Origin of the sequence: Pseudoalteromonas sp. SD03, from assembly GCF_040937955.1 — a bacterium.
GTDB lineage: Bacteria > Pseudomonadota > Gammaproteobacteria > Enterobacterales > Alteromonadaceae > Pseudoalteromonas > Pseudoalteromonas tetraodonis.
On record NZ_CP162514.1, the window covers coordinates 2,433,794 to 2,459,507 of the forward strand.

Below are 25,714 nucleotides of genomic sequence, written 5' to 3' on the forward strand. Positions count from 1 at the left end.
ATGTGGATAACTTGACTTTGTATACTTACTGAACCATAACTAAATGGACTGTATAAAAACAAACCAATTATAACCAAACAGTAATATATCCTTTTATGGAGAGCACGCAATGATACTAAATCACCTATGGGGTTTATACGCCCATCCACTCGAAGAATGGCAAACAATTGATAACCGTCACGAAAGCTTAACCTATAGCTTATCGCACATTTTGCTTATCGCTTTATTTCCCTCTGCAATGGGGTACTACTCATCGGTTTACTTAGGCTGGAGTATAGGTACAGGTAATCCAGTATTTTTAACCCATGAAAGCGCACTGATGATTGGCGCAGCCATGTATGTCGCTTTAATTGGCGGTGTATTTGCACTGGCCTATTTAGCCCATTGGATGGCGGTTACTTTTGGTGCTAAACCGACTTTTACCCAAACAATTGAGCTGGCAGCTTATACCGCTACACCGGTGTTTATGTCGGCATTGGCAGCTTTTTGGCCTGAGCTGTGGTTTGTGGTGTGTGTTGGATTAGTTGCACTCGCCTACTCAGTTTATTTACTGTACACCGGCGTGCCAATTTTGATGCACATTCCGCAAGAGCGCGGCTTTATTTATGCAAGCTCTGTTGTTACATGCGGGTTAATTTTACTGGTTATTATATTAGCACTTACCGCTATGCTATGGACCAACGGTATTATCAGCCCCATGTTTACTTAAATATTCCTTTTCTATAGACGCAAAAAAGGAGCTGTTAAGCTCCTTTTTTTATTAGCCTTAAAATACTATCAGGCTAATATTACATTATTAATCAGATTCGTTTTCATCTTGATTATGTATTTCTAAACCAGATGACATTGCATTTTCACGGATGCTTTTAGCTGAATCGTTGCGCAGCTTATCTATACGGTTTAAGTAATCTTGATCAATGTCGCCAGTAATGTATTGTCCGTCAAACACTGATGTTTCAAACTTAGTGATCTCTGGGTTTTCTTGGCTAACGGCAGCAATTAAATCGCTTAACGATTGGAAGATTAAACCATCAGAGCTAATGCTTTGGTTAATATCTTCTACTTCACGGCCGTGTGCAATAAGTTCTGCCGCAGATGGCATATCTATACCGTATACATTTGGAAAGCGTATTTCAGGTGCTGCTGATGCAAAGTAAACATTTTTAGCGCCTGACTCGCGTGCCATCTCTACAATTTGTGCTGAGGTGGTACCACGTACAATTGAGTCATCAACAAGTAGGACATTTTTACCTTTAAACTCACGGTCAATCGCATTGAGTTTTTGGCGAACTGATTTTTTACGAAGCTCTTGGCCAGGCATAATAAACGTACGACCAATATAACGATTTTTAACAAAGCCTTGGCGATACGGTAAGTCAAGCACGCGTGCCATTTCTAATGCAATATCACACGAGGTTTCAGGAATAGGAATAACCACATCAATGTCTTTGTCTGCCCATTCACGCGCTACTTTTTCACCTAACTTAGTCCCCATATTTACACGCGCTGCATACACTGACATGCGGTCAATGGTTGAATCCGGTCGTGCAAAATAAACAAATTCAAAAATACACGGTGAGTAAGACACTTTATCTGCACAGCTTAAAGAGTGAAACTCTCCATTTTCAGTGACATAAATAGCTTCGCCTGGGGCAACGTCACGAACAAATTCAAAACCGTCAGGCTTTAATGCTACGCTTTCTGAGGCAAACATGTATTCAGTACCGTTTGCTGATTCACGTTTACCAAACACCAATGGACGAATACCGTTTGGATCGCGAAACGCCACAATACCATGACCGATAATCATGGCGATAGTGGCATAACCGCCACTTACTTTATTGTTAACTTCAGTAACCGCGGTAAAAATATCTTCAGGGTCTAATTTTAGTTTGTCTGATTTACTTAGCTCATGCGCCATGATGTTAAGTAAAATTTCAGAATCAGAGGTCGTATTAACATGGCGACGTGCCTCTGAAAATAACTGCTCTTTTAACGACTCGGCATTGGTTAAGTTACCATTATGCGCAAGCGCTATACCAAATGGAGAGTTTACATAAAACGGCTGAGCCTCTGACGAACTTGAAGAACCCGCTGTTGGGTAACGCACATGGCCAATGCCAATATTGCCTTGCAAACGTTTCATATGACGAGTGTGAAATACATCTTTCACTAGGCCATTTGCTTTGCGCAAGCTAAATGTATTGTTCTCAATAGTTATGATACCCGCAGCATCTTGGCCACGGTGTTGCAAAACGGTTAAGCCATCATAAATCGCCTGATTAACTGGCGATGTTCCGACTATTCCAACGATACCACACATGTAATTTATCCTCGCCGATTAACGGTTTACTGAATTTAAAAAGCTCGAGTTGTTTTCTAGGTACGAAAAGAACCATTCAACTACAAAGCCAAATTCTGGAATCAAAATAGAGTTGCCCCACCAGTGCGTACTTGGCGCACCAGTAAAAGCATCAAGAAAGAAGAGTAACGCGCTCACGACCAACACGCCTCGAAGAGCACCAAACACCACACCAAAAACACGGTCTGTGCCGGATAATCCGGTTCGCTGTACAAGCTCACCTAAAATATAGTTTAGTAAACCGCCTAACAATAGCGTCGCAAAGAATAATATGGCAATGGCCGCCGCATTTCTTAAAAGGGGTTCAGAAATGGATGTTAGGAAGGAAGCTAAATATTGATAAAATAAGCTGGAGATGATGAAAGCCCCTGCCCATACCGCTAATGACATAGCTTCTTTAACAAAGCCGCGTATTAAACCGATGATGGTAGAGAGTGCAATAATGCCAAGAATGGCGTAATCAACCCAGATCATAAGAACCAATTAGTCGCTAATTTTGGGCGCATTCTATACCTAAACCTCCTTGTGATGCAAGTTTAAGCGTGAGATTACAGGTGAGTAAACACGCACCATTTTTAGATTAAAAATAGCGCAGTCTCACCGTTATAAAAACAACAAACATTTTGTTTATAGCGCATCTATTTTGCTATTTTTGTGTGGGCATTGATAAGTAAAGGTAGCGAGCTAAAAATGCAATAAAGGTCTATTTAAACGTATAAAATAAGACGAGGTAAGTGTGTAATATCTCGCGATAAACACACTTCCTTTTATTGAATTTATTTGGTCACTTCAAATTGGGTGACTTTACCGTTGAGTTTGGTTAACTCTTTAAGTGCAGGAAGTTGAGATTGCAGTTCTTGTTTATTCAGTGATGGTCCGACAAAAACTTTCGTTAACGTCCCATTTGGCGTTTTAACTGGTTTAGTAAAAGTTTTAAAACCTTTAGCCTTGAGCTTAGCTTGCAACGCTTTTACATTGGCTGCATGTGAAAAACTACCTAACTGAATAACATACGCCATGCTAGTTAAGTTTTCGTTAGCTGGGCGCGTAGGTTCTTGAATTGCAGCCGTACTGCTTTGGTTTGTATCAGGTATTACCGCTTCAACCATTGCAGGCTGGTCGGTAATGTCTGTTTGAGCAGCACTGTTTTGCTGTTCAAATGCGGCATCATCAGGCTGAATATCTTCAACTTCATCCTCTTTTAAAGGCTGTGTATTTGCCACTTTTTGATCGATTGATTCTTGTAAATCAATGGTCTTGAACTCAGAGCGTTCTGGAATCGCTTTAAAGCCTTCTTTATAGTGCACTTTTTCACCATCGAGTATATTGGGAATAAACACAATTGCTGCGATCACCACAATACTTGTTCCGACTAAGCGATTAATAAAACCTGAGTTCACCGACATCCTCTCTATTTTTTAAAGTAATGAATAGCGCCAGCCACGGTAAAAAATGAACCAAATACAATTAATAGTGTGTTACTTGGCTGGTTTGGCAAGATAGCATCCAATGCTGCCTCTACGCTATTATAACCCTGTTTAAAATAACTATTAGGAATGCTTAGAAGTGCCTGATGTAAATTAGCAGCGCTATCGCCGCGTGGGCCCTCTAAGCTCGCAAACGACCATTCATCTACTACATCACTAACTTCTTTAAGCACACCGACCTTATCTTTATCAGCAAGCATAGCGGCTAATGCATGAATTTTAAAGCCTTTATCTTTATAGCTTGCTAATTTAGTCGCTAAATAGCGAGCTGATTCAGGATTATGTGCTACATCGGTATACACTAATGGCTCTGCATTTAGTTGTTGAAAACGTCCCTCAACGACTAAGCTCGCTAAACACTGAGTAATCACCTCATCGCTCGGTAATAAGTTTAATACCGATAGAGCGGTTAATGCCGTGGCTACATTTTGGCATGGGATTGCTGGTTTAGGTAACTCAAGATTATGCTCTTTAAATTGCCAACTAAAACTCTGCGCGCGCTCTTTAAAAATAAAGTCGCTGCCAGATAACACCATATTAGCGTTAATTTCTTTACCATAATCGGTCATTGTATGTGGAATATTTAAGTCCCCAATAATTGCAGGAGTACTCTCTCGAAAAATACCCGCTTTATCATAAGCAACTAATTCACGCGTGTCACCTAAGTATTCTTTATGATCTAAGTCGATGGTGGTGATGATGCTGGCATAGGGGGTAACAATATTGGTCGCGTCAAAACGCCCGCCTAAACCTACCTCTAACAGCACGTAATCAACCTCTAAACGCTTGAATATTGCTAACGCGCCTAAGGTGCCATATTCAAAATATGTCAGTGGGGTGTCACCACGACCTTGTTCTAATAAATTAAACGCATCGACATGGTATTGATCGTCAAGCTCTGCGCCATTAACGCGTACGCGCTCATTGTAACGAATTAAATGCGGAGAAGCATAAGTACCAACACGATAACCTTGGGCTAATAACAGTGACTCTAAACAACGTGCGGTTGTGCCTTTGCCATTGGTGCCTGCAATAAGAATGATTTTACTTGAGGAGGTTAAAAGCCCAATGTTGTTAGCAACACGAGCAACGCGTTCTAAACCCATTTCTATATTAGCAGGGTGAACACTCTCTAAATAACAAAGCCAATCATCAAGGCTTGATGATTGGCTAGGAATTGTTTTTGTCATAGCATGTAATCAGTAAAGCTGAAATTTACGCTACTCTATGCTCTTGTTCCGTAGAAGGCAAGTTCATAAATTTTGCTAAGATACGTGCTAGCGTATCGCGCATTTCTCGACGGTCTATAATCATGTCGATTGCGCCATGTTCTAACAAGAATTCACTGCGTTGGAAACCCTCTGGTAGCGTTTCGCGAACAGTTTGTTCAATAACACGCGGACCGGCAAAACCAATCAAAGCTTTAGGCTCTGCAACATTAATATCACCAAGCATTGCCAATGATGCTGATACACCACCCATTGTTGGATCTGTCATTACAGAAATAAACGGTAGGCCTTTTTCAGTCATTTTAGCCAGTGCCGCACTGGTTTTAGCCATTTGCATAAGTGACATAAGGGCTTCTTGCATACGAGCACCGCCCGATGCAGAAAAACAAATCAGCGGCATATTATGCTCTAAACATTGGTCAACCGCGTCAACAAAACGAGCCCCCACTACCGATGCCATTGAGCCACCCATAAATGAGAATTCAAATGCAACAGCAGCAACCGGAATGCCTTTTAGGTTCCCTTTCATTGCGACAAGCGCGTCTTTTTCACCGCTTGACTTTTGAGCTGCATTGATACGATCTGAGTATTTTTTTGAGTCTCTAAATTTAAGCACATCTTTAGGTTCGTGTTGGGCACCTAACTCGTGACGATCGCCTTCATCTAAAAACTGTTCAAGACGTTTACGACCACTAACACGCATATGATGATCGCATTTAGGGCATACGTTCAGTGATTTTTCTAATTCTGCTTTATATAAAATTGAATCACATGACGTACATTTAGCCCATACACCTTCTGGAATTTCTTTACGACCTGAAGATTTAGTCGTTTTTGGTAAGATTTTTTCTAGCCAACTCATTTGCAACTCTCTTAATGCTGTTCTGTGTCGCGAGTCTACATGTTAACCATGCAAACAAATTTTTCCAATTAAAACATGAATTACGCTGTCACGGTATAAAAAACTGGTCTTAGTAGTTAGCAATACGAATAACAGCGTATAAATTTAGCCTCAAAATATACACATCTCGTTACTTATCAAATATCACTGTCGGCTAAAAACAATGGTCCTAGCGGCGTTCTAGGGATATTAAAATGATCTGGATAATCAACATCCACTAAATATAAACCTGCTGCTTTTGCTGTAGCGCTCGCTTTAGCTCGCTCTTTAACATCTAGCAACTCTTTTAACCAAATTGGTTCATGTTTGTGTAAGCCAATATCCATTAAACAACCCGTAATATTACGTACCATATGGTGTAAAAACGCATTGGCTTTAATATCAATAATGACATAAGCACCTTGGCGCTGTACCGATAAATGATGAATCGTTCGCGTTGCCGTATTAGCTTGGCAGTGCAGCGCTCTAAACGAGGTAAAGTCATGCTCACCTAGTAAATATTGACACGCCTGCTGCATTTTCACTTCATCTAGTGGGTGATGAAAATGTGTAACACCTTCATTTAATACCGCACCACGAAACGCATAATTGTAAATAACATAACGATAACGACGAGCAGTTGCACTAAAGCGGGCATGAAAGTCTTCCGCCACAGGTTGTGCAAAACGAATAGCAATATCTTTGGGTAATAAGGTGTTCATACCTAATGTAAAGGCCACCATTTCACGCTCAGCATGTGTATCAAAATGCACTACTTGTCCAGTGCCATGTACACCGGCATCGGTACGCCCTGCACATACAATTTCAACTGGATGATTACAAATGCGCGACAACGCTTTTTCTACTTCTTGTTGTACACTATTTACGTGTGATTGACGCTGCCAACCACTGTAACGTGCGCCATTGTATTCTACTCCAAGTGCTACTCGCATAATTACTGCTTTACCTACTGTGCTAATCGACGCTGCATTTTATGCTATATGGCGTCCCAATAAAAGCAGCGAACTAAGGTTCCTAACTATGCAATACAAAAAACCCGCTATTAGCATCACTAATAACGGGTTTTCATATCAACCATACCTTACAGGAGCTTGGTTATTAATTTTTAAGTTTAGCCTTTAAGCTTTGCGCTTCTTCTTGCACATCATCCGGGCCATTATTAATGATCTCATCCAGGATTTTAACTGCTGAATCTGCATCATCAATCTCAATATAGGCATGTGCAAGATCAAGCTTAGCTGAGTAACCCCCGCTTTGGGTATCAACATCCATAGGGTTATCACCAGCCAGAAGTGAATCATACTCACCTAAACCAACATCCATATCGACGTCTGTGTAAGGTTCGTGATCTAAATCAGCTTCATCGCTTTGCTCTAACAATGCATCAATATCAACAAAGTCATCCTGCGCTAATGGCTCAGTAACCTCAGGTTGCTCAATAGGCTCTTGCAACGAGGATGCGCTTTCGTCAGCTAAGTCTTCACTTAGTAAGCTATTAAAATCAACATCAAACTCACTGCTGTCACTTAAATCAACATTTTCAGGTTCTGCCAGTTCATTAAGCAAGGCATCAAAATCAGTTTGTGTTAAATCAGCCATGAACTCATCGTCAAGCTCATCATCTGAAATCATGTCTGATTCTGGCGATACTGGGCTTTGCGTTAAATCAGCTTCACGGTCAGCGTTCGTTTGCTCGTCAGTAAACTCTGATGATTCACCTAAAGCATCAAGTTGTTCATCATCAAACTCATCGTCTGTGCTAACGCTTTGCTCATCTATAATTTGTTCAGTCAGCTTTTCAGGCTCTGAAACTTCATTATCTAGACCTTGCGCAGTGTTTGACTCTGAAAACTCATTGTCTAGTAAAAATTCATCATCAAAATCGTCTTCTAAGCTATCGAGATCATTACCTGCGGATAGTGCATTAGCGAGATCTTGCTCTGCTTGACTTGGTGACATACCCGTTGCATCACCGTCTAAATTATCACCTTGTAGCTCTTCTGGTGTTAGTGATTGATGCTCTTCATCAGATAAAGGCAACTCATCATCAAGCTCTAACTCAGGATATTCTTCAAGCTCTTCACTCGGTGTAACTATTTCTGGCTCGTATAGCTCATCGTCATCTGTCGATAAATCATTGTTTTGGATATCACCAGCAAGCGGATCATCACCTAAATCAATTTCATCTTCATCAAGCTCATCGTTTAAATCGTCGAGTGACCAATCAGGAACGTGCTCATCTTCATCGCTTGTTTGCTCAAGTTCACTTAAAAGATCATCAACGCTTTTAAAGTTTTCACCGTCGTACTCGTCGAGCGCATCTTCTGGGTCGAGTAAGGTTGAAGACGTATCGGTAAAGTCATCTTCTGATTCAACGTCAAACTCAGGATCTTGTTCAAGCTCTGGTTCTGCTTCAAACTCAGGCTCTGCTTCAAGCTCAGGCTCAACTTCAAGTTCAGGCTCTACTTCAAGCTCAGGCTCTGCTTCAAGCTCAGGCTCTGCTTCAAGCTCAGGCTCTGCTTCAAGCTCAGGCTCTGCTTCAAGTTCTGGCTCTGCTTCAAGTTCAGGCTCTGCTTCAAGTTCTGGCTCTGCTTCAAGTTCAGGTTCTGCTTCAAGTTCTGGCTCAACTTCAAGCTCTGGTTCTGCTTCAAGCTCTGGTTCTACTTCAAGTTCAGGCTCTACTTCAAGCTCAGGCTCTGCTTCAAGTTCAGGCTCTGCTTCAAGTTCAGGCTCTGCTTCAAGCTCAGGCTCTGCTTTAAGTTCAGGCTCTACTTCAGGTTCAGGCTCTGCTTCAAGCTCAGGCTCTGCTTCAAGTTCAGGCTCTGCTTCAAGCTCAGGTTCTACTTCAAGTTCAGGCTCTGCTTCAAGTTCAGGCTCTGCTTCAAGTTCTGGCTCAACTTCAAGTTCAGACTCTGCTTCAAGTTCTGGCTCTGCTTCAATTTCTGGCTCAGCTTCTACTTCAAGTTCAGATTCTGCTTTAAGTTCATCATCTACACCATCAACTGACCAATCTGGTGTCTCTACATAGTCGTCGGTAGGTTGTTCTAACTCACTTAACAGATCATCAATACTTTCAAGGTTTTCATCGTTAAATTCATCTAAGGCATCCTCTTGATCGAGTAATGTAGAAGATGTATCGGTGAAATCACCTTCAGATCCAACGTCAAACTCAGGCTCAGGTTCAAGTTCTGCTTGAAGCTTCGGCTCAACTTCAAGCTCTGGTTCTGCTTCAAGTTCAGGCTCTGCTTCAAGCTCTGGTTCTACTTCAAGTTCAGGCTCTGCTTCAAGCTCAGGCTCTACTTCAAGTTCTGGCTCTGCTTCAAGCTCTGCTTCAAGCTCTGGTTCTACTTCAAGTTCAGGTTCTACTTCAAGTTCAGGCTCTACTTCAAGTTCAGGTTCAGCTTCAAGTTCTGGCTCTGCTGCTTCAAGCTCAGGCTCTACTTCAAGTTCAGGCTCTACTTCAAGTTCAGGTTCAGCTTCAAGTTCTGGCTCTGCTGCTTCAAGCTCAGGCTCTACTTCAAGTTCAGGTTCAGGTTCAGCTTCAAGCTCTGGTTCTACTTCAAGCTCCGGCTCAGCTTCAACTTCTGGCTCAGCAAAAGATGAAGCGATAGATTCTACATCTTCACTATTTAACTCTTCTTGCGCGTCAGTTAAATCTTCAATTGAGTCCGCCAATGCATGATCTATTTCAGAATCATGAACATCACTTTCAGGTTGCTCCGCATCCAGTACATCGTCAATATCTACTTCGTCTTCATCAACTAGGCTGTCGATGTCTGGCTCTTTACTTTGAGCTTCAGTAGCCGATTGTTCTGCATCAAGTAAATCGTCAATATTAACTTCGTCATCTTCATCTACTAAGCTGTCAATATCCGCGTCTTCACTCTCTGCAGCAGCGGGTTGCTCTGCATCAAGCAAGTCATCAATGTCAATCTCGTCATCTTCATCAACTAAGCTGTCAATATCAGTTTCTTCACTCTCTGCAGCAGCGGGTTGCTCTGCATCAAGCAAGTCATCAATGTCAATCTCGTCATCTTCATCAACTAAGCTGTCAATATCCGCGTCTTCACTCTCTGCAGCAGCGGGTTGCTCTGCATCAAGCAAGTCATCAATGTCAATCTCGTCATCTTCTTCAACTAAGCTGTCAATATTAGTTTCTTCACTCTGTGCAGTAGCGGGTTGCTCTGCATCGAGTAAATCGTCAATATCAAATTCGTCATCTTCATCAACTAAGCTGTCAATATCGGTTTCTTCACTCTGTGCAGTAGCGGGTTGCTCTGCATCGAGTAAATCGTCAATATCAAATTCGTCATCGTCTGCTGATGTGTCAGTTGCCTGCTCATTATTTTCATCGAGTAAATCATCAATGTCGAAGTCTTCGCCCTCTTCGGCGAGCTCTTCACTGAGTGCAGCCATATCATCATTCGATTCACCTTGGGGTTCATCTGGTAATGAATCGTCATCTTCTTCATCAAACAGGCTATCTAAATCATCCGCACTTAAAATATCATCCGATTCGTCAAGATTAATTGTATCGCCCGTGTCATCTTCATCAGGGCTATCAAAATCTTGTTGCATGAAAACATCAAGTTCATCGCCCTCAGTATTTTCATCTTCAAAAACAACATCATCATTAAGTAAGCTTTCTAACTCATCTTGATCTAATAAACTGTCATCATCGAGATCATCATTAAACTCCACATCATCATCAAGTAATACGTCATCCATGCTCTCATCTAACTGCACACTTAAATCATCAAGTGGATCGGGAGCAGGCGCTTCGTCAAGCGTGGGTTCTGGCATTTCATCTAAAGAGTCAGTATAAGCAGGCGCTTGTGGTATAAATTCATCATCGTTACTCTCAGGCTCTTGGTTATTACCACGCTTACGCAGCCACATAACTACAGCAAAAATAATCAACAACGCTGGAATGGTCATTAATAAAATGAGTACCAAAGGATTCGAGAGTAATGCAGCAAAGCTAAATTCATTCTCTTGCTCTGCATCTTTTAATTTTTGCTGTGCAATGATCTCGTTTTGCTTAACGATTAATTCTTTTAACTGTTGTTGAATTTCACTATCTTGGCCTAGTTGTAAACGAACGTTTTCTAACTCGTTTGAAATACCTGTCAGCTGTTTTTTAAGGTTGTTGTTTTCAACTAAAATCTCTTCTACGTTACTAACCGAACTTTTAAACTGCTGCTGAAGCTCAACTAATTTATTACCTTGATCTGTTTTAATCGCTTTTAATTCTTGTTGTAATTCTTTTTTGGCTTCATCAACGTCTGCTTTGCGGGCTTGGGTTACTTGTGTTTGTGCTGAATTGATCTCTGCTTGAGTGAGTGTGCCATTTTTCTTTTTTTCCCACAGTTCATCGTCTTGCTCAGAACGTTGCTTAGCTAATTGCGGGTTTACTCGTCTAATTTCTGCCAAAGTAGGTATTTTTAAATACGAACCACTTTGCATGTGATTTAAGTTTTGTTCTAAAAATGAGTTGGGGTTTTTGTTATACAAGGCCTGCATAACTTGATAAATGCTGACTGAGTTATCTGGGCGAACTTTAACGGCAATACGCCAAAGTGTATCGGTTGGTTTTATTGGCCCAATAGAGCGACCCTGCGCGCCGTAATCTGCGCCTTTAGGCCCTCTTAATTGGGTACTGTCTTGAGAGTAAACAGTCGTTACCATCAGTGCAGACGCTAATATAATAAGTGAAACGAAACCGCGCATGCTGATCCTTTAATGTTTAAATGTTAACGCAGCGCTTTAAAATTGGCGCTTAAACATTGATTATTCTTGCCGTTGTTAGCCACGTGGCCAACGCACATTTTTATTACAATCTATTTTTATTGCAAGCTCTATTCCAGTTACAAACTATAAACCAGTTAAGCCATAATATCCATCGCAACACATTGAAAATAAATACCTTAAACATCATGATAAAAATGTTTTTATGTTGTTTATCAAGATGTTTACACTCTCTCAGTTAATAAGTGGCAAAAAAATGGCGGTTAAAGCATAAAAAAACGGCAAACCACTGTGGTTTGCCGTTTATTGAAATTATCACTATTTTCAGGCTAATTACATATAATTAGCAATCAGTTCTTCTGCTATTTGTACACTATTGGTTGCAGCCCCTTTACGGGTATTATCACTTACTACCCACATATTTAATCCATGTGGGTGTGAAATATCAGCACGTAAACGGCCGATATAAACAGTATCATTACCACTGGCATCCGACACAGCCGTTGGGTAGTCGCCAGCATCATCAATTAGCTCAACACCTGGCGCATCACTCAAGAGTTGCTTTACATGCTCAAAATCATAAGGCATACGCGTTTCAATATTAATTGACTCAGAATGACCAAAAAATACAGGGACGCGAACACAAGTCGGGTTTACCGCAATGGTTGTATCGCCTAAAATTTTATGCGTTTCGTTTACCATTTTCATTTCTTCGCGCGTATAGCCGTTATCTTCAAAGCTATCGATTTGCGGTATTACATTAAACGCAATTTGCTTAGGAAATATTTCGTTTTCCATTGGGCGTGCATTCATTAAATTTGCAGTTTGTTTAGCCAGTTCATCAACTGCCTCTTTACCCGCTCCCGACACCGCTTGGTAAGTTGAAACGTTAATACGATCAATGCCGTATGCATCATAAATAGGCTTAAGCGCAAGCATCATTTGAATGGTTGAACAATTAGGGTTGGCAATAATATTACGATTTCTAAAATCGGCTAAACTCGATGCATTTACTTCTGGCACAATGAGCGGCACTTCAAAGTCATTTCTAAAGTGCGATGTGTTATCAATAACGATACAGCCAGCGTCTGCGGCAATAGGGGCATATTTTTCAGATACACTGCCACCAGCAGAAAATAAACCGATATGCGCTTGGCTAAAGTCAAAGCCTTCAACATCACGTACTTCTATGGTCTCACCACGAAACTTTATATCTTCGCCAGCACTGCGGCTGCTTGCTAATAAAAACAGCTGATCGACCGGAAATTTACGATCTTCCAAAGTTTCAATGATTTGACGACCTACAAGGCCTGTAGCGCCGAGTACGGCAACGTTATATTTTTGCGACATATTTCATCCTCTGTAAGCACGATTAAAACAACCGTGCTAATTAAATTAGTTTGCTGTAGTAAAACCAAGCTGCGCAAGTGCAGCAAGCTCGGTGCTATCACCTTCAACCACCACGGTGCTAAATTCACGTCGGGTTGGATAATTTTTTCGTAAACTGTCAAAGCCTTCATCGGCCAAGTGACGCAGTAAAATGCCATCATCACGGCGTACGTCATAAACTAAGTGCACTAAACGGGCTATATCTGTTTCGCTAAAACTACTTCCTAGGGCGACTTTTTTAATTGCAGGAGGCGGTAAAAAATCATCAAGCGATTTTATTGCGTTAACCCCTTTTAGCTCACACAAGCTTTGATACAACATTTGTGTACCCCGAGCTTTACCCTCAAGAGTATGTCCGGCAATGTGCACACTGGCATAGCGAACATGCTCAAGTAACTCGGTTAAAATGTTAGGTTCGTTTTCCCACACATCCAACACTAAATCGAGCTCAGCGCCGGCTTCCATCACCTCAAGTAATGCTTGATTATCAATCACATCACCTCTGCTGGCGTTAATTAAAGTAAGCCCAGGTTTAAGCGTAGTTAAGCGCTTTTTATCAAGCATGTGCAGTGTTTTATGCGTACCTGTTTTTACTAACGGCACATGAAACGTGACTATATCTGACTGCGCTAATAGCTCATCAAGCTCAACGTGCTCGGGTAATAGCCCTTGCTCATGCTTTATTGGGTCGCACAATAGTAAATTAACGTTAAGTGCTTTTAGCTTGTGCGCGAGGCAACTACCAATATTACCCACACCCACAATACCAATTGTTTTTCCGCTTAATGGGCTGGCGTTTTCTTGACTTAATGCAAATAAACTACTGATCACATATTCAGCAACCGCAATCGCATTGCAGCCTGGTGCACTGGTAAAAGCAATATTTTTTGCGTTGAGCAAATCGGTATCAATATGATCCACACCAATAGTGGCTGTACCTACAAAGCTTAGCTTATTAGCCTGTGCTAATAATTCACTATTGACCTGCGTGACTGAACGAGTGAGTAATACATCAACATCAATGAGTTGTTCTGGAGTTAATTGCCTGCCATCAAATCGTTCAACCTCACCCATATCTTTAAAGAATTGCTCAACTAAAGGCATATTTTGATCGGCAAGAATTTTCATTGTGAATCCGTTTGGCAAAATGAGGCTCTATTGTAACGAACAACCGCCTATTTGCACAAACGAAAAAGCCGAGCATTTTGCTCGGCTTTAAAATAGTTAAAGGTTTACTTAGCCTTTGTATTTGCTCATTACTAATGTGGCATTGGTGCCGCCAAAACCAAAACTGTTAGACATAACCGTATTTAGTTCAACGTCTTTGGCTTCAGTTACAATGTTCAAGCCCGCTGCTTGCTCATCAAGCTCATCAATATTGATAGATGGCGCAACAAAACCATGCTCAAGCATTAGCAATGAAAAGATGGCTTCGTGTACACCTGCCGCACCCAGTGCATGGCCTGTCATTGCTTTAGTTGCGCTGATCATTGGCGAGTTACCACCAAATACTTCTTGAATAGCGCCCAGCTCTTTCACATCGCCTACGGGTGTTGACGTACCATGGGTATTCAAGTAATCAATGCTCTCAACGTTTTGCATTGCTTGGCGCATACAACGTACTGCGCCCTCACCCGATGGTGCAACCATGTCGTAACCATCTGAGGTTGCGCCGTAACCGGTAATTTCAGCATAAATGTGCGCGCCACGTGCAAGTGCGTGTTCTAGCTCTTCAACAACCACAATACCGCCACCGGCTGAAATCACAAAACCATCACGGTTAGCATCGTATGTACGTGATGCTTTTTCAGGTGTGTCGTTATATTTAGTCGAAAGCGCGCCCATAGCGTCAAATTCCATCGCTAGCGTCCAGTGAAGTTCTTCACCACCACCTGCAAAAATAACGTCTTGCTTGCCTAGTTGAATTTGCTCAACGGCATGGCCAATACAATGCGCAGAGGTTGCACACGCAGAGCTAATTGAATAGTTAACGCCTTTAATTTTAAATGGCGTTGCTAAACAAGCCGAGGTGGTGCTCGCCATAGTACGTGGCACCATGTAAGGGCCAACGCGCTTAACGCCTTTTTCGCGAAGGATATCGGCCGCTTCTACTTGCCACTTTGATGAACCGCCGCCAGAACCCACTAATAAACCAGTGCGCTCGTTTGATACTTGTTCGTCGCTAAGGCCCGCATCTTCAATCGCTTGTGCCATTGAAATATAAGAATAAGCCGCTGCATCACCCATAAAGCGCATTGCTTTGCGGTCAACATGCTCTTTAACATCAATATCAATTTTACCTGATACATTGCTGCGCAATTTGTAATCAGCAAATTCTTGGTTAAAAGCAATACCGCTTTTACCCGCTCTTAGTGACTCTAATACTTCTTCTTTATTATTGCCGATGCTTGATACAACACCGATGCCTGTTATTACGGCTCTTCTCATGGGTAATTCCCTTAGCTTAATACTTAATTGTGTTCTATTTTACGCGAATTTAATCACCTAAGTGGTCAGCTTTCTAGCGTACACTTGTACTCTGAACCTACAGCTTATAAATAACGCCAGACTATTTCAAAGAAAACACGTAAAATAATTAAAAAATTATCTATAAAATTGAATTGGTCATGATAAAAAACGCCCACATACACTTTAATGATTTAGGGACACCGGTTGCTAATGACTTTGATGATGTTTATTTTTCTAATGACGACGGCCTCGCTGAATCTCATTATGTGTTTTATCGACAAAACAATATAGAGTCACGGTTACAAAATCATGACCGTGAGCACTTTGTTATAGCCGAAACCGGTTTTGGTACAGGGCTTAATTTTTTAAATGCATGGCAGCAGTTTTATGACCACCTGCAATGCCCACAAGTTCAAAGTCAACAGTCTAATAACGTGCAACGACTGCATTTTATTTCTTTTGAAAAATATCCACTTAGCGTAAATGATTTAAAACAAGCCTTGCAAGCTTGGCCTAGTTTAAGTCATTTAAGCGCCCAACTCGTCTCCCACTACCCGATTAATTTAACCGGTTGTCATCGCCTTGAATTTGCCAATGGCCTTGTGGTGCTCGACCTCTACTTTGGTGATGTGCTGGAATGTATTAATAGCATGAGCTACCCACAAAGTGGACTCGTTGACGCATGGTTTTTAGATGGTTTTGCACCGAGTAAAAACCCCGACATGTGGCAGCAAAGTGTATTTAACGCCATGGTTGATATTTCCAGATGCAACGCGACATTAGCCACGTTTACCGCTGCGGGCTTTGTTCGCCGTGGTTTAATTGAAGCGGGCTTTAGCATGCAAAAAGCTAAAGGCTTTGGCCGAAAACGAGAGATGCTAGTTGGCACACTCGCTCAGGCTAATTCAAAACAATCGGCCCCCGCCTATTTTGAGCATCACTTCTCTCCCCTTACCAATGTGGCTGTTATTGGCGGTGGTATAGCCAGCAGTTGTATTCTTTATAGCCTTGCGAAACGCGGTATACCAAGCCACTTATTTTGCCAAGATAAACAACCGGCCATGGGGGCATCTCACAATGTACAAGGGGCGATATATCCGCATTTACAAGCAAAAAATTCGCCACACAGTGAACTATTTGCCCATAGTTTTTTATACGCAAAGCGGCTTTACAATCAATTACTCAACAATGGCTTTTTGTTTGATCACCAGTGGTGTGGTGTGCTGCAACATGCAGTAAAAAAACCATTGGCAGAGCGTCATCAAAATCTCTCTGATAAACAACTGTGGCCAGAGCAGCTTATGCGAAATGTGACTGCTGATGAGGGTGATGCTATTGCTGGGGTTAAAACAGGTTACTCAGGGGTGTTTTTTGAACAAGGCGGCTGGGTTAATCCCCCGCAGTTAGTCAGTGCTATGTTAGATGCCGCACAGCAATTAAATGAGTTTGAGAGCCTATTTAATTGCCACATTGAGCAACTTAACAAACAACCCGATGGCTGGTACTTAACCACGCAAAAACAAACATTTGGCCCTTTTAGCGATGTGATTATTTGCGCCGGTGAACACAGCGATGCATTTGCGCAAACTAAAACGCTCCCTATTGTTGGCGTACGCGGACAGGTGTCACATGTTCAAGCAAGCACGCAATCACGTAAGCTAAAAACCGTGTTGTGTCATAAGGGGTATTTCACCCCCGCTTATTTAGATCACCATTGTATGGGCGCCACCTTTGAAAAAAACAGTAAAAGCCGTGAAGTGACCGAGCAAGACAACCACACTAACCGCGAGCAACTGCTGAGCTTTTATAACAACACTGAATTTGCCACCAGCTTAGGCGATATTAGCTCTGCTAAAGCCGCTGTTCGCTGTAGTTTTATTGATCACTTACCTATGGCCGGTGAATGGGTGGAGCAAACTGACTATACACATGCATTTGCTAATTTACGTTTGGGTAAGCGCTATCAATACCAAGCATTAAAAAAACCACAACAGGGCCTGCATATTTTTACCGGCTTTGGCGCGCGAGCATTATGCAGTGCACCGCTATCTGCCGAGCACCTAATTAGTAGTTTAAACAATGAACCTCGCCCACTAAGCGAACGCGTAAGCCAAGCTATTCACCCAGGCCGCTTTATTGTTCGTGACCTTATTCGCAATAAAATTTAAAGGTAATAAGACCTACAAAGCCCTTTACTGTAATTACCAAGAACGCAGTGTACGTATTGGCTTATACCACCGTAGCTTTGTAACCGAAGTAAGTATAATGATCGAGTAAAAAGTTCTAAAAAACGCCTTAAAAAATAGCTAATTTTAATACTCAGTTAAGTAATAACTTTTAACTAATATGTTTTTTTTAAATAAGCTCGTTTAAATCCCATTTACTCTTTAAAAATAATTTCCTACCCCAAGGTCTGTTTGTACGAATAATCTTTACACTATATTGAGAAGGAATTAATTATGAGTAAGACTTTAATTATTGGCGCAAGTGGTCAAATTGGTAAAATGGCTACCAAACTACTTTTAGAAAATGAGCAAAATGTTGTTGCACTTGTAAGAGACAAAAGCAAACTGCGTGATTTAGATAGCCCATTTTTAAGTATTGTTGAACAGGATTTAGAAGGTGACTTTTCAAGTGCCATTAATGGCTGCGACCAAGTTATCTTTGCAGCAGGTTCAGGTGGAAGTACAGGCACAGATAAAACCGTACTTATTGATTTGTGGGCAGCGACAAAAGCAGCAACTTATTCTAAAGAGCACGGTGTAAAACACTTTATTATGGTCAGCTCTATTGGTGCAGACGATCCTGATGCGATAGATAGTGACTTAAAGCCTTATCTTGTAGCAAAACATATGGCCGATGAGCATTTAATTCACAGTGGACTCAATTATACAATTGTCCGCCCAGGAACATTAACCGACGAAAGTGCCTCTTTGGAAGTAACAACAGAGCGTCCTAGCGATCAGTCAAAGGCTAAAATTAGCCGCGAAAATGTAGCCAACGCATTGCTTCACGTTGCTACAAACTCATTTAATAGCAATCGTATTTTTGAGTTATTTGATGGAGACAAACCAATAAAAGCCGCTATTAAGTAAGCATTACACTCACCCCTTGCCATGCAAGCTGCATGGCAAGCAGAGTTAAAATCACTTTAAAAATAACCCTAAAACGTGCCACCGAGAGCCGCTTAAGTAAACGAATCCCTAACCAAGTGCCAATGGCTCCGCTTAAAATCATCGCCAGTGTTAACGGCAACCATTGCCAAAAGCTAAAACCCAGCCCCGCATAAACAACGGCTTTTAAGCTATGCTGCAAGGTCATAATACTTGAAAAAGTCGCGGTAAATTTAAGCTTATCGTAATGATTAATGTGTAAATAACTTGCCACCAGAGGCCCACTTGCTCCCACAAAAGTAGAAATAAATGCCGTAATTAAACCCGCTATTAAACGCCCTAATCGTGAGTCTTTATTAAATTCAGGGATTGTTCCCCACAGTAAATAAATCACAAATAAAGCCACAAACAGCTTCATGCTATCAAGGTTAATATCGCTCACTACTTGGCTCGACAACCCGGCACCAATTAACCCACCCAGAGTAAAATACAACAACATCGGCTTATCAAGATGAGCAATACTTAACAATAATCGATTGGCATTAGAGCCTAACTGCACTAAACCATGAACCGGCACAACCATTGCCATCGGCATAACCGACGCCATTACCACCAACAACATTAAACCGCCACCCGCACCAAAGGCCGCCGATACAAACGAAGTAAACCCCGCCAGTAAAATAAGTAAAAGCGAGATCAAAGGGGAAATGTGTTCAGCTGTAAAAATATCCATATCAAAGCTCGCAGTTAATCATTGGCTCATAATACAAAAAATAGGCAAGTAAGCGACTAGTCTATTAGTTGTAAGGGGTTCGGGGTCAGCGGTCAGCGGTCAGCGGTCAGCGGTCAGCGGTCAGCGGTCAGCGGTCAGCGGTCAGCGGTCAGCGGTCAGCGGTCAGCGGTCAGCGGTCAGCGGTCAGCGGTCAGCGGTCAGCGGTCAGCGGTCAGCGGTCAGCGGTCAGCGGTCAGCGGTCAGCGGTCAGCGGTCAGCGGTCAGCGGTCAGCGCAAGATAAATCAAAGCACAATAAATTCAATCATTTTAGCCATAAAAAAACCCACAACCTGATTGCTCAAGTTGCGGGTTTTTTTAGGGTTTTTAAACAAACGAATTTAAAAACCGTTATTGGTGGAGCTGGGGGGATTTGAACCCCCGTCCGAAAAGCCTCGACCGTCGGTACTACATGTTTAGTATTGTCATTTAATTAACCTTTAAATCCCGGACAAACACGGTAGATAAAGGCGAGGCCGCTTAGTTTTAACGCTTCAACCCCGGCCAGGGTTTCCGTCGCGATCAGGTGTTAGGGTGACACTCCAAAATCCAGTCCACAAGAATACATGGAAGGAGCGCTAGCCAGCCTAAGCTGCTAGAGAGTAGTTATCGTCGTTTGCGATTACTTTAAATTGCGGCTTTTTTACGAGGCAAACCGCACCTCGACATGCACCTTGGGCTTCTTGAATTCCGTCGAATCCTAATCAGCCCCTGAATAAGGTTACTCATTCAGAGCGTGCAAGCAGTATAACTGAGTAACCCATCAATACTCAACACCTTAGGCGTTTTATTTTATTGGTTGGTTAATCCTGCATCAAATACACTTTTAAATGTAAAATATTGGATAATTAAGAAACAATTACTTAACAAGTATGATGCTTTATGCTCAAATGTAGGGCTAGACCTTGGTCTAATACAATATAAAAAATAATAACAGGCATATTACCTAGAGGATTTATAAATGTCGGTTTTTTCTTTTGATGAGCAAACGGGGCATATCTCTTTGCTCTCCCACCCTAATGTCTCAGGTTTAGCCTCAACTGCAACACAGCTTATTGAATTAATTAGGCAGTCAGAATATTGCGAGTATGACATTATTGCTAGCAATATTGGTAAGTTGTTTGCTCAAAATAACGACGAAGAGACCCCCTCTTTGGTGGTTGCTCAAGCCATTGATGCAAAGCTAACCATTAACATTGATGAAAAAAATATGCTTGTTGAAGCTACCCTTATTACTGCTAAGGGCGGTAAATTACTTAACATGGAACAAGCAATTGACGTGTTAGCTCAGGCAGGGATTGTAAAGGGTATTAGCTCTCATGCATTAGAACAGTTATTGGCACAACAATTTGAACAACCCTCAGGAAGCACGCATTGCGCTGAAGTCGCCTTTGGTCGCGCGCCTAAAGTGGGTAACGATGCCAAATTTGTGCGTCTTTGCTGTACAGCGCAAGACCGCGTACTTAGCCCGCAAGCTAAGGGCGGTGGTAAAGTCGATATGAGAAACCTAGGTGATATTATTACTGTAAAACCTGGGTGTGAACTAATGCGGCGTATTCCAGCAACATCGGGAGTTGATGGCTTTACTGTGTTTGGAGATGTGCTAACTGCAATCCCTGGCAAAGAGCATAAATTACAACCTTTTGACGGTACTAAAATTGCGCCCGATAACCCCAACTTACTAATTGCCGACTGTACTGGTGTACCGGTTGCCCTTCCCCGTGGTATGCGTGTTGATGATGTTTTATGTTTTCATAATATTGACCCAAGTACCGGCCATGTTGAATTTGATGGCAGTATTATAGTCAGTGGTGATATAAAAGATGGCATGCGCGTGACTGCTACCGGCGATATTACTGTTTTAGGTTTTGTTGAATCGGCGCAGTTAAAAAGTAATAACGCCATCACAATAGTAAAGGGGGCAATTGGCAGAAAACGAGAAGCCGATGAGCCATTCACCTGTTCTATTTTTGCTAAACGAACCGTTGCACTTGGTTACTCTCAATACTGTGACATAAAAACGGAGCAAAACTTATTAATAGAACGCCAATCATTACATTGTGACTTGAGTGCTGGAAATTTAATTAGGGTTGGCAGCGCAAAAGATCCTAAAGGGAAAATTATTGGTGGTCATATTCTAGACGCAATGCGCATTGAAACAGGTGAATTGGGCGCACCAGCAGGAACTAAAACCCGTGTTTGCATCGCACAGCGATGGTATGTGCTAAAACAAAAACAAGCGCAAATCACTGACTTTGAAAAAGTTTTAATCAGTAAGTCAATTGAACTACAGCAAGCGCGCCAGCGAATTAATAAACAAGTTGCAAGCGCACAGCGTCAGCAGTTTTTGAATAAAATAACAACGAATGAAGAACACATAGCAAACCGAAGCGCCAGTATCAGTCAGCAAAAGCAGTTGCTAAGAAAGAAAATGGCGCAGCTTTTAGCGCTCAGTCGTTTGAAAGTTAATGAGCTTATGCACCCCGGGGTGGAGCTTAAAATTGCACGAGAATCAATTAGCTTTTCGCGTAATTATCCACCACATTTAATCACTCACAGTGAAGGTAAAATAACGCAATCGTTTTAATAACGCATATTAAGACTGGCTCAGCCCACACAGTGAACACTCATTAATATGAGCTGAGTTTATGCTAATCTTGGTTGCTTACTTCGTCTTCGTTTTGTTGTGTTTCATCTATAGCAAGTGGCCAACCACCTAGTTGCTGCCAACGATTGACAATTAAACAATATAATTCAGCGGTGCGTTCTGTATCGTATAACGCAGAGTGTGCTTGTTTGTTATCAAACTCTATTCCTGCCGCGCGGCACGCTTTAGCCAATACTGTTTGCCCTAATGCCAAGCCTGCAAGTGATGTGGTATCAAAACTAACAAACGGATGAAATGGTGTGCGCTTAATGTTATTACGCTCAATAGCCGCATTTAAAAAGCCATGATCAAAAGCAGCATTATGAGCAACCACCACAGAGCGCTGGCACCCTGCGGCTTTTTGCGCTTTGCGCACTACTTTACAAATTTCTTTAATCGCCTCTTCTTCAGGGACTGCCCCTCGCAGTGCTGAAAAAGGCTCAATACCATTAAACTCAATGGCGGCTTGTTCAATGTTTGCGCCCTCAAACGGTTGCACATGAAAATGAACAGTATGATCTATGCTAAGCAATCCCTCGTCATCCATTTTTAAAACGGATGCTGCAATTTCAAGTAGTGCGTCGGTTTCTTTGTTAAAACCGGCGGTTTCAACATCAATAACCACTGGAAAAAAGCCACGAAAGCGTTGTGCGAAAAGTGTTTGCTCAGTATTTGCCATAGTATTCTTGGTTTATAGGGATTAGCTATCTATTATGTCAAAATTGGTGGCCTGTCGGCTAGGGGATTTATTGATTAATTGCAGTTAAACTATAGGCATGTTACTTGCTTAGTAATTAGGGTCTGTTGACCGTTGCGGATTAAAATTTGTTCAAGCTAGGGGCGGTTTAATCGCGGCGCGAGGTTTGTAACCTAGTGGGCTAAGTAAAAACCGAGCAACAAAGAGTAAATCGCCCCTAGGCAGAACCCTTCGGGCAGCGCCTGTTTGGCATTGATGCTTTGTTATCGCCTATTTATGGGGAATAACCACACCACATAGGCGCTGCCTTGCCTAAATACCAAACAGGCTGCTGCAAATTTAACCTTGAAAGGTCAACAGACCCTAGCGTTTGCGCTGAATTATTTGCTGTTGCGTAATATTTTACGGTTTTTGTCACTTTTTTGGCAAAGCTAGATAACTGGAGAATTCTCAATGAAGTGTAAGTTGTTATTTATTAGCCTAAGCATTAGTAGTGTGCTGTGTAGTTTGAATACAACTGCGGCAATGCGCCAGTACACGGCTAACCAAGATAATTCAAACTGGAACTTGGTTAAAACAACTCGCTTACAATGCCAATTAAATCATGAAGTTCCCTACTATGGTGAAGCCGTTTTTAAAGCATCAGCCAGTAAAAACAAAGATCTCACCTTTAATTTAGACATGGTTGTGCGCCCAGAAAATTACGCGATTGCCGGTTTGAAAGCGGTGCCACCTAGCTGGCGAGCAGGCCGCCCTGCCCGTGATATTGCTGATATGAAATTACTTAAAAAGTTTGATGGTGAATTAGGTAATAAAACAGCATGGGAAATGCTTACTGAGCTTGAAAAAGGTAACCAACCCACTTTTTACTACCAAGACTGGCAAAATAGTGCCGATAAAATTGCCGTGGGCATGTCTAATGTTAACTTTAAGCAAGCGTATTGGGCGTTTTTACAATGCCGAGACGAATTGCTGCCATACAATTTTGAAGATATTTCGTTCACTATAATGAACTACGAATCGAATAGCAGTAAATTAACCAAATCATCGCAGCAGCGCCTTGATAAAATTGCTGAGTATTTAAAAAACGACCCGAGTATAGAATCAATTAGTATTGCATCGTACACCGATAGTTATGGCGGTCGTTGGAATAACCTCGATTTATCAAGAAAGCGTGCTAAGGAGATTAAAGATTACATGGTTGGCTTAGGCGTTGATGAAGCTAAAGTGGTTACTGAAGGCTTTGGTGAAAAACGCTTTGTAGATACTAATGACAATATTTTAGGCCGTGATAAAAACCGCCGCTTAGTGATTCAAATCGCTAAAATGTAAATTGTCGTATTCCTTTTCGACCGACGGTGTAATGGATAACGCTTTCGGTCAATACATACCATTTTTGTGATACCTATTTTATACATAGCAAACAACCTCCCTTTTAATTATTAACATTTAGCTTTTTATTTTTTCATTTATATTAATAAGTTAAATTTCCTTTTTTAATGATTTTGGCTTTTTTAATACAGTTGTAAATAGAAGATTACATTTTATTTTGTCTCTTTTATGACAAAACTATTTAAGTTTTACACAACTAGTTATATCTTGCGTGTCTCTCACGTTTGATCAGGATCATTAAGTGCTTAAAAATAAAACAATAGGTAGCATGTTAATTGTTGCAGGAACCACCATAGGTGCAGGTATGCTTGCCCTGCCTATCGCCTCTGCAGGGCTTGGATTTAATACCGCGATGGTATTAATTATCGGTTGTTGGTTACTTATGACCTACACCGCTTTACTTATGTTGGAACTACATCAATACGCCCCTCGCGACGCCACCTTAAATACCTTGGCTAAGCTTTGGCTAGGTAAGCGCGGTCAGTATGTGGCTAACTTTTCAATGATATTTTTATTTTATGCGTTATGCGCGGCCTACATAGCAGGTGGCGGAGCCCAGCTACAAGAACGTATAAACACTGGTTTTAACTTAAGTATTGCCCCACAGTTAGGCTCCGTTATTTTAGCGGTGGTGATTGCAGGTGTTGTCACTTTAGGCACCAGCAAGGTAGATAAGCTTAATAGAGTGCTGTTTAGTATAAAAATAGTGGTATTGGGTAGCTTATTTTATATGCTTACGCCTTATGTGCATGGCCAGCACTTACTTGAAATGCCGGTTGAGCAAGGGCTGATACTTTCGGCTATTCCGGTGGTATTTACCTCTTTTGGTTTTCATGGCTCTATCCCTTCTATTGTTAAATATGTCGGACTTGACATAAAAACCTTGCGCAAAGTTATGATTGCAGGCGCCTCTTTACCGCTGGTTATTTATATTTTTTGGCAAGTATTAAGCCAAGGCATAATGAGCCAAGCCCAACTTCTCGAAAGTGAAGGCTTAAGCGGGTTTGTAGCCAGTGTGGCAAATATTGCTAACAACACGAGCGTTTCTACAGCCGTTAAGCTTTTTGCTGATTTAGCGCTGGCAACATCATTTTTAGGGGTAAGCTTGGGGTTATTTGACTTTTTTGCTGACACATTCAAAAAAGCAGATACGAGCGCAGATAGAATAAAAACCGCATTTATTACCTTTATCCCTCCTCTTGGGTTTGCTTTATTTTATCCGCAAGGGTTTATTATGGCATTAGGTTATGCCGCTATTGCATTGGTGATATTGGCTGTATTTTTGCCGGTGAGTATGGTGTATAAACAGCGTCAAGGTGTTGAAAAAAGCGGTTATAAAGTACGAAGCGGTAATATTGGTTTAGCCATAGCCGCTTTGTGTGGCATTTCAATTATTAGTGCGCAATGCCTGCAAATGGCAGGGCTAATACCTGCAATAGGTTAATACCCAATAATAAGTAATACTCTATTGGCAATCCCCCCAAACAAGAGTTTGGGGGGATTGCCATGC

At 41.7% G+C, this 25,714-nt stretch carries 18 protein-coding genes, 1 other RNA gene and 2 pseudogenes; 8 read left to right on the forward strand and 13 right to left on the reverse strand.

The window, feature by feature from the left end; translation table 11 throughout:
- Positions 1–109 precede the first annotated feature (109 nt).
- Positions 110–709 (forward strand): Yip1 family protein, encoded by a 600-nt coding sequence (locus ABZP26_RS11380; protein ID WP_008111059.1) that lies wholly within the window; start codon positions 110–112, stop codon positions 707–709.
- 87 nt (positions 710–796) lie between these two features.
- On the opposite strand, the gene purF is transcribed toward ABZP26_RS11380, so the two are convergent.
- The 10 genes from purF to fabB all read right to left on the reverse strand — a co-directional run bounded on the left by purF (position 797) and on the right by fabB (position 15,564).
- Positions 797–2,323 (reverse strand): amidophosphoribosyltransferase, encoded by a 1,527-nt coding sequence (gene purF, locus ABZP26_RS11385; RefSeq protein WP_013465461.1) that lies wholly within the window; start codon positions 2,321–2,323, stop codon positions 797–799.
- A gap of 18 nt (positions 2,324–2,341) precedes the next feature.
- Positions 2,342–2,836 carry a CvpA family protein gene (locus ABZP26_RS11390; RefSeq protein WP_024601787.1) on the reverse strand — a complete coding sequence of 165 codons (495 nt, stop codon included), beginning with the start codon at positions 2,834–2,836 and terminating at the stop codon, positions 2,342–2,344.
- Positions 2,837–3,138: 302 nt separating this feature from the next.
- Positions 3,139–3,762, reverse strand: a complete 624-nt coding sequence (locus ABZP26_RS11395; protein WP_262975973.1) for an SPOR domain-containing protein — start codon at positions 3,760–3,762, stop codon at positions 3,139–3,141.
- 11 nt (positions 3,763–3,773) lie between these two features.
- Positions 3,774–5,039 (reverse strand): bifunctional tetrahydrofolate synthase/dihydrofolate synthase, encoded by a 1,266-nt coding sequence (gene folC / locus ABZP26_RS11400; protein WP_262975974.1) that lies wholly within the window; start codon positions 5,037–5,039, stop codon positions 3,774–3,776.
- A 25-nt stretch (positions 5,040–5,064) separates the two neighbouring features.
- Positions 5,065–5,940, reverse strand: a complete 876-nt coding sequence (gene accD, locus ABZP26_RS11405; protein ID WP_013465465.1) for an acetyl-CoA carboxylase, carboxyltransferase subunit beta — start codon at positions 5,938–5,940, stop codon at positions 5,065–5,067.
- Positions 5,941–6,116: 176 nt separating this feature from the next.
- Positions 6,117–6,911, reverse strand: coding sequence for a tRNA pseudouridine(38-40) synthase TruA (gene truA / locus ABZP26_RS11410; RefSeq protein WP_016899264.1), 795 nt, complete (start codon positions 6,909–6,911; stop codon positions 6,117–6,119).
- A 166-nt stretch (positions 6,912–7,077) separates the two neighbouring features.
- The gene (locus ABZP26_RS11415) at positions 7,078–11,709 is read right to left on the reverse strand and encodes a FimV/HubP family polar landmark protein (protein WP_368484955.1); all 4,632 of its coding nucleotides are present in this window, start codon (positions 11,707–11,709) and stop codon (positions 7,078–7,080) included.
- Between the two features lie 351 nt (positions 11,710–12,060).
- Positions 12,061–13,077 carry an aspartate-semialdehyde dehydrogenase gene (locus ABZP26_RS11420; RefSeq protein ID WP_013465468.1) on the reverse strand — a complete coding sequence of 339 codons (1,017 nt, stop codon included), beginning with the start codon at positions 13,075–13,077 and terminating at the stop codon, positions 12,061–12,063.
- Positions 13,078–13,122: 45 nt separating this feature from the next.
- A complete protein-coding gene (locus ABZP26_RS11425; protein WP_262975977.1) occupies positions 13,123–14,244 on the reverse strand; it encodes a 4-phosphoerythronate dehydrogenase in 1,122 nt (373 codons plus the stop codon).
- A 108-nt stretch (positions 14,245–14,352) separates the two neighbouring features.
- Complete coding sequence (gene fabB / locus ABZP26_RS11430; RefSeq protein WP_368484956.1) at positions 14,353–15,564, reverse strand: beta-ketoacyl-ACP synthase I; 1,212 nt, start codon at positions 15,562–15,564, stop codon at positions 14,353–14,355.
- A gap of 179 nt (positions 15,565–15,743) precedes the next feature.
- Between fabB and mnmC the strand changes: the two genes are divergently transcribed.
- Both mnmC and ABZP26_RS11440 read left to right on the forward strand, forming a co-directional pair.
- Positions 15,744–17,753, forward strand: a complete 2,010-nt coding sequence (mnmC, locus tag ABZP26_RS11435; RefSeq protein ID WP_016899262.1) for a bifunctional tRNA (5-methylaminomethyl-2-thiouridine)(34)-methyltransferase MnmD/FAD-dependent 5-carboxymethylaminomethyl-2-thiouridine(34) oxidoreductase MnmC — start codon at positions 15,744–15,746, stop codon at positions 17,751–17,753.
- 291 nt (positions 17,754–18,044) lie between these two features.
- On the forward strand, positions 18,045–18,680 hold the full coding sequence (locus ABZP26_RS11440) for an NAD(P)-binding oxidoreductase (RefSeq protein ID WP_016899261.1): 636 nt from the start codon (positions 18,045–18,047) through the stop codon (positions 18,678–18,680).
- Here ABZP26_RS11440 and ABZP26_RS11445 read toward each other — a convergent pair.
- A complete protein-coding gene (locus ABZP26_RS11445) occupies positions 18,673–19,431 on the reverse strand; it encodes a sulfite exporter TauE/SafE family protein (RefSeq protein WP_368484957.1) in 759 nt (252 codons plus the stop codon). The genes ABZP26_RS11440 and ABZP26_RS11445 overlap by 8 nt on opposite strands.
- A 63-nt stretch (positions 19,432–19,494) precedes the next feature.
- Here ABZP26_RS11445 and ABZP26_RS11450 point away from each other — a divergent pair.
- Together ABZP26_RS11450 and ABZP26_RS11455 are read left to right on the forward strand one after the other, a co-directional pair.
- Positions 19,495–19,635 (forward strand): annotated as a pseudogene (locus ABZP26_RS11450) (hypothetical protein); the annotation flags it as partial.
- Positions 19,581–19,712, forward strand: a pseudogene (locus tag ABZP26_RS11455) (hypothetical protein); the annotation flags it as partial. The pseudogenes ABZP26_RS11450 and ABZP26_RS11455, both read left to right, overlap by 55 nt.
- Before the next feature lie 111 nt (positions 19,713–19,823).
- Here ABZP26_RS11455 and ssrA read toward each other — a convergent pair.
- Positions 19,824–20,180: a transfer-messenger RNA gene (gene ssrA / locus ABZP26_RS11460) on the reverse strand.
- A 249-nt stretch (positions 20,181–20,429) separates the two neighbouring features.
- Here ssrA and ABZP26_RS11465 point away from each other — a divergent pair.
- Complete coding sequence (locus ABZP26_RS11465; protein WP_368484958.1) at positions 20,430–22,055, forward strand: DUF342 domain-containing protein; 1,626 nt, start codon at positions 20,430–20,432, stop codon at positions 22,053–22,055.
- Positions 22,056–22,119: 64 nt separating this feature from the next.
- Here ABZP26_RS11465 and rnt read toward each other — a convergent pair whose 3' ends face one another.
- Positions 22,120–22,794 (reverse strand): ribonuclease T, encoded by a 675-nt coding sequence (gene rnt, locus ABZP26_RS11470; protein ID WP_013465481.1) that lies wholly within the window; start codon positions 22,792–22,794, stop codon positions 22,120–22,122.
- Positions 22,795–23,265: 471 nt separating this feature from the next.
- Between rnt and ABZP26_RS11475 the strand changes: the two genes are divergently transcribed.
- Together ABZP26_RS11475 and ABZP26_RS11480 are read left to right on the forward strand one after the other, a co-directional pair.
- Positions 23,266–24,144, forward strand: a complete 879-nt coding sequence (locus ABZP26_RS11475) for an OmpA family protein (RefSeq protein ID WP_290191465.1) — start codon at positions 23,266–23,268, stop codon at positions 24,142–24,144.
- A gap of 301 nt (positions 24,145–24,445) precedes the next feature.
- Complete coding sequence (locus tag ABZP26_RS11480) at positions 24,446–25,648, forward strand: aromatic amino acid transport family protein (RefSeq protein ID WP_081875087.1); 1,203 nt, start codon at positions 24,446–24,448, stop codon at positions 25,646–25,648.
- The last annotated feature ends 66 nt before the right edge of the window (positions 25,649–25,714 follow it).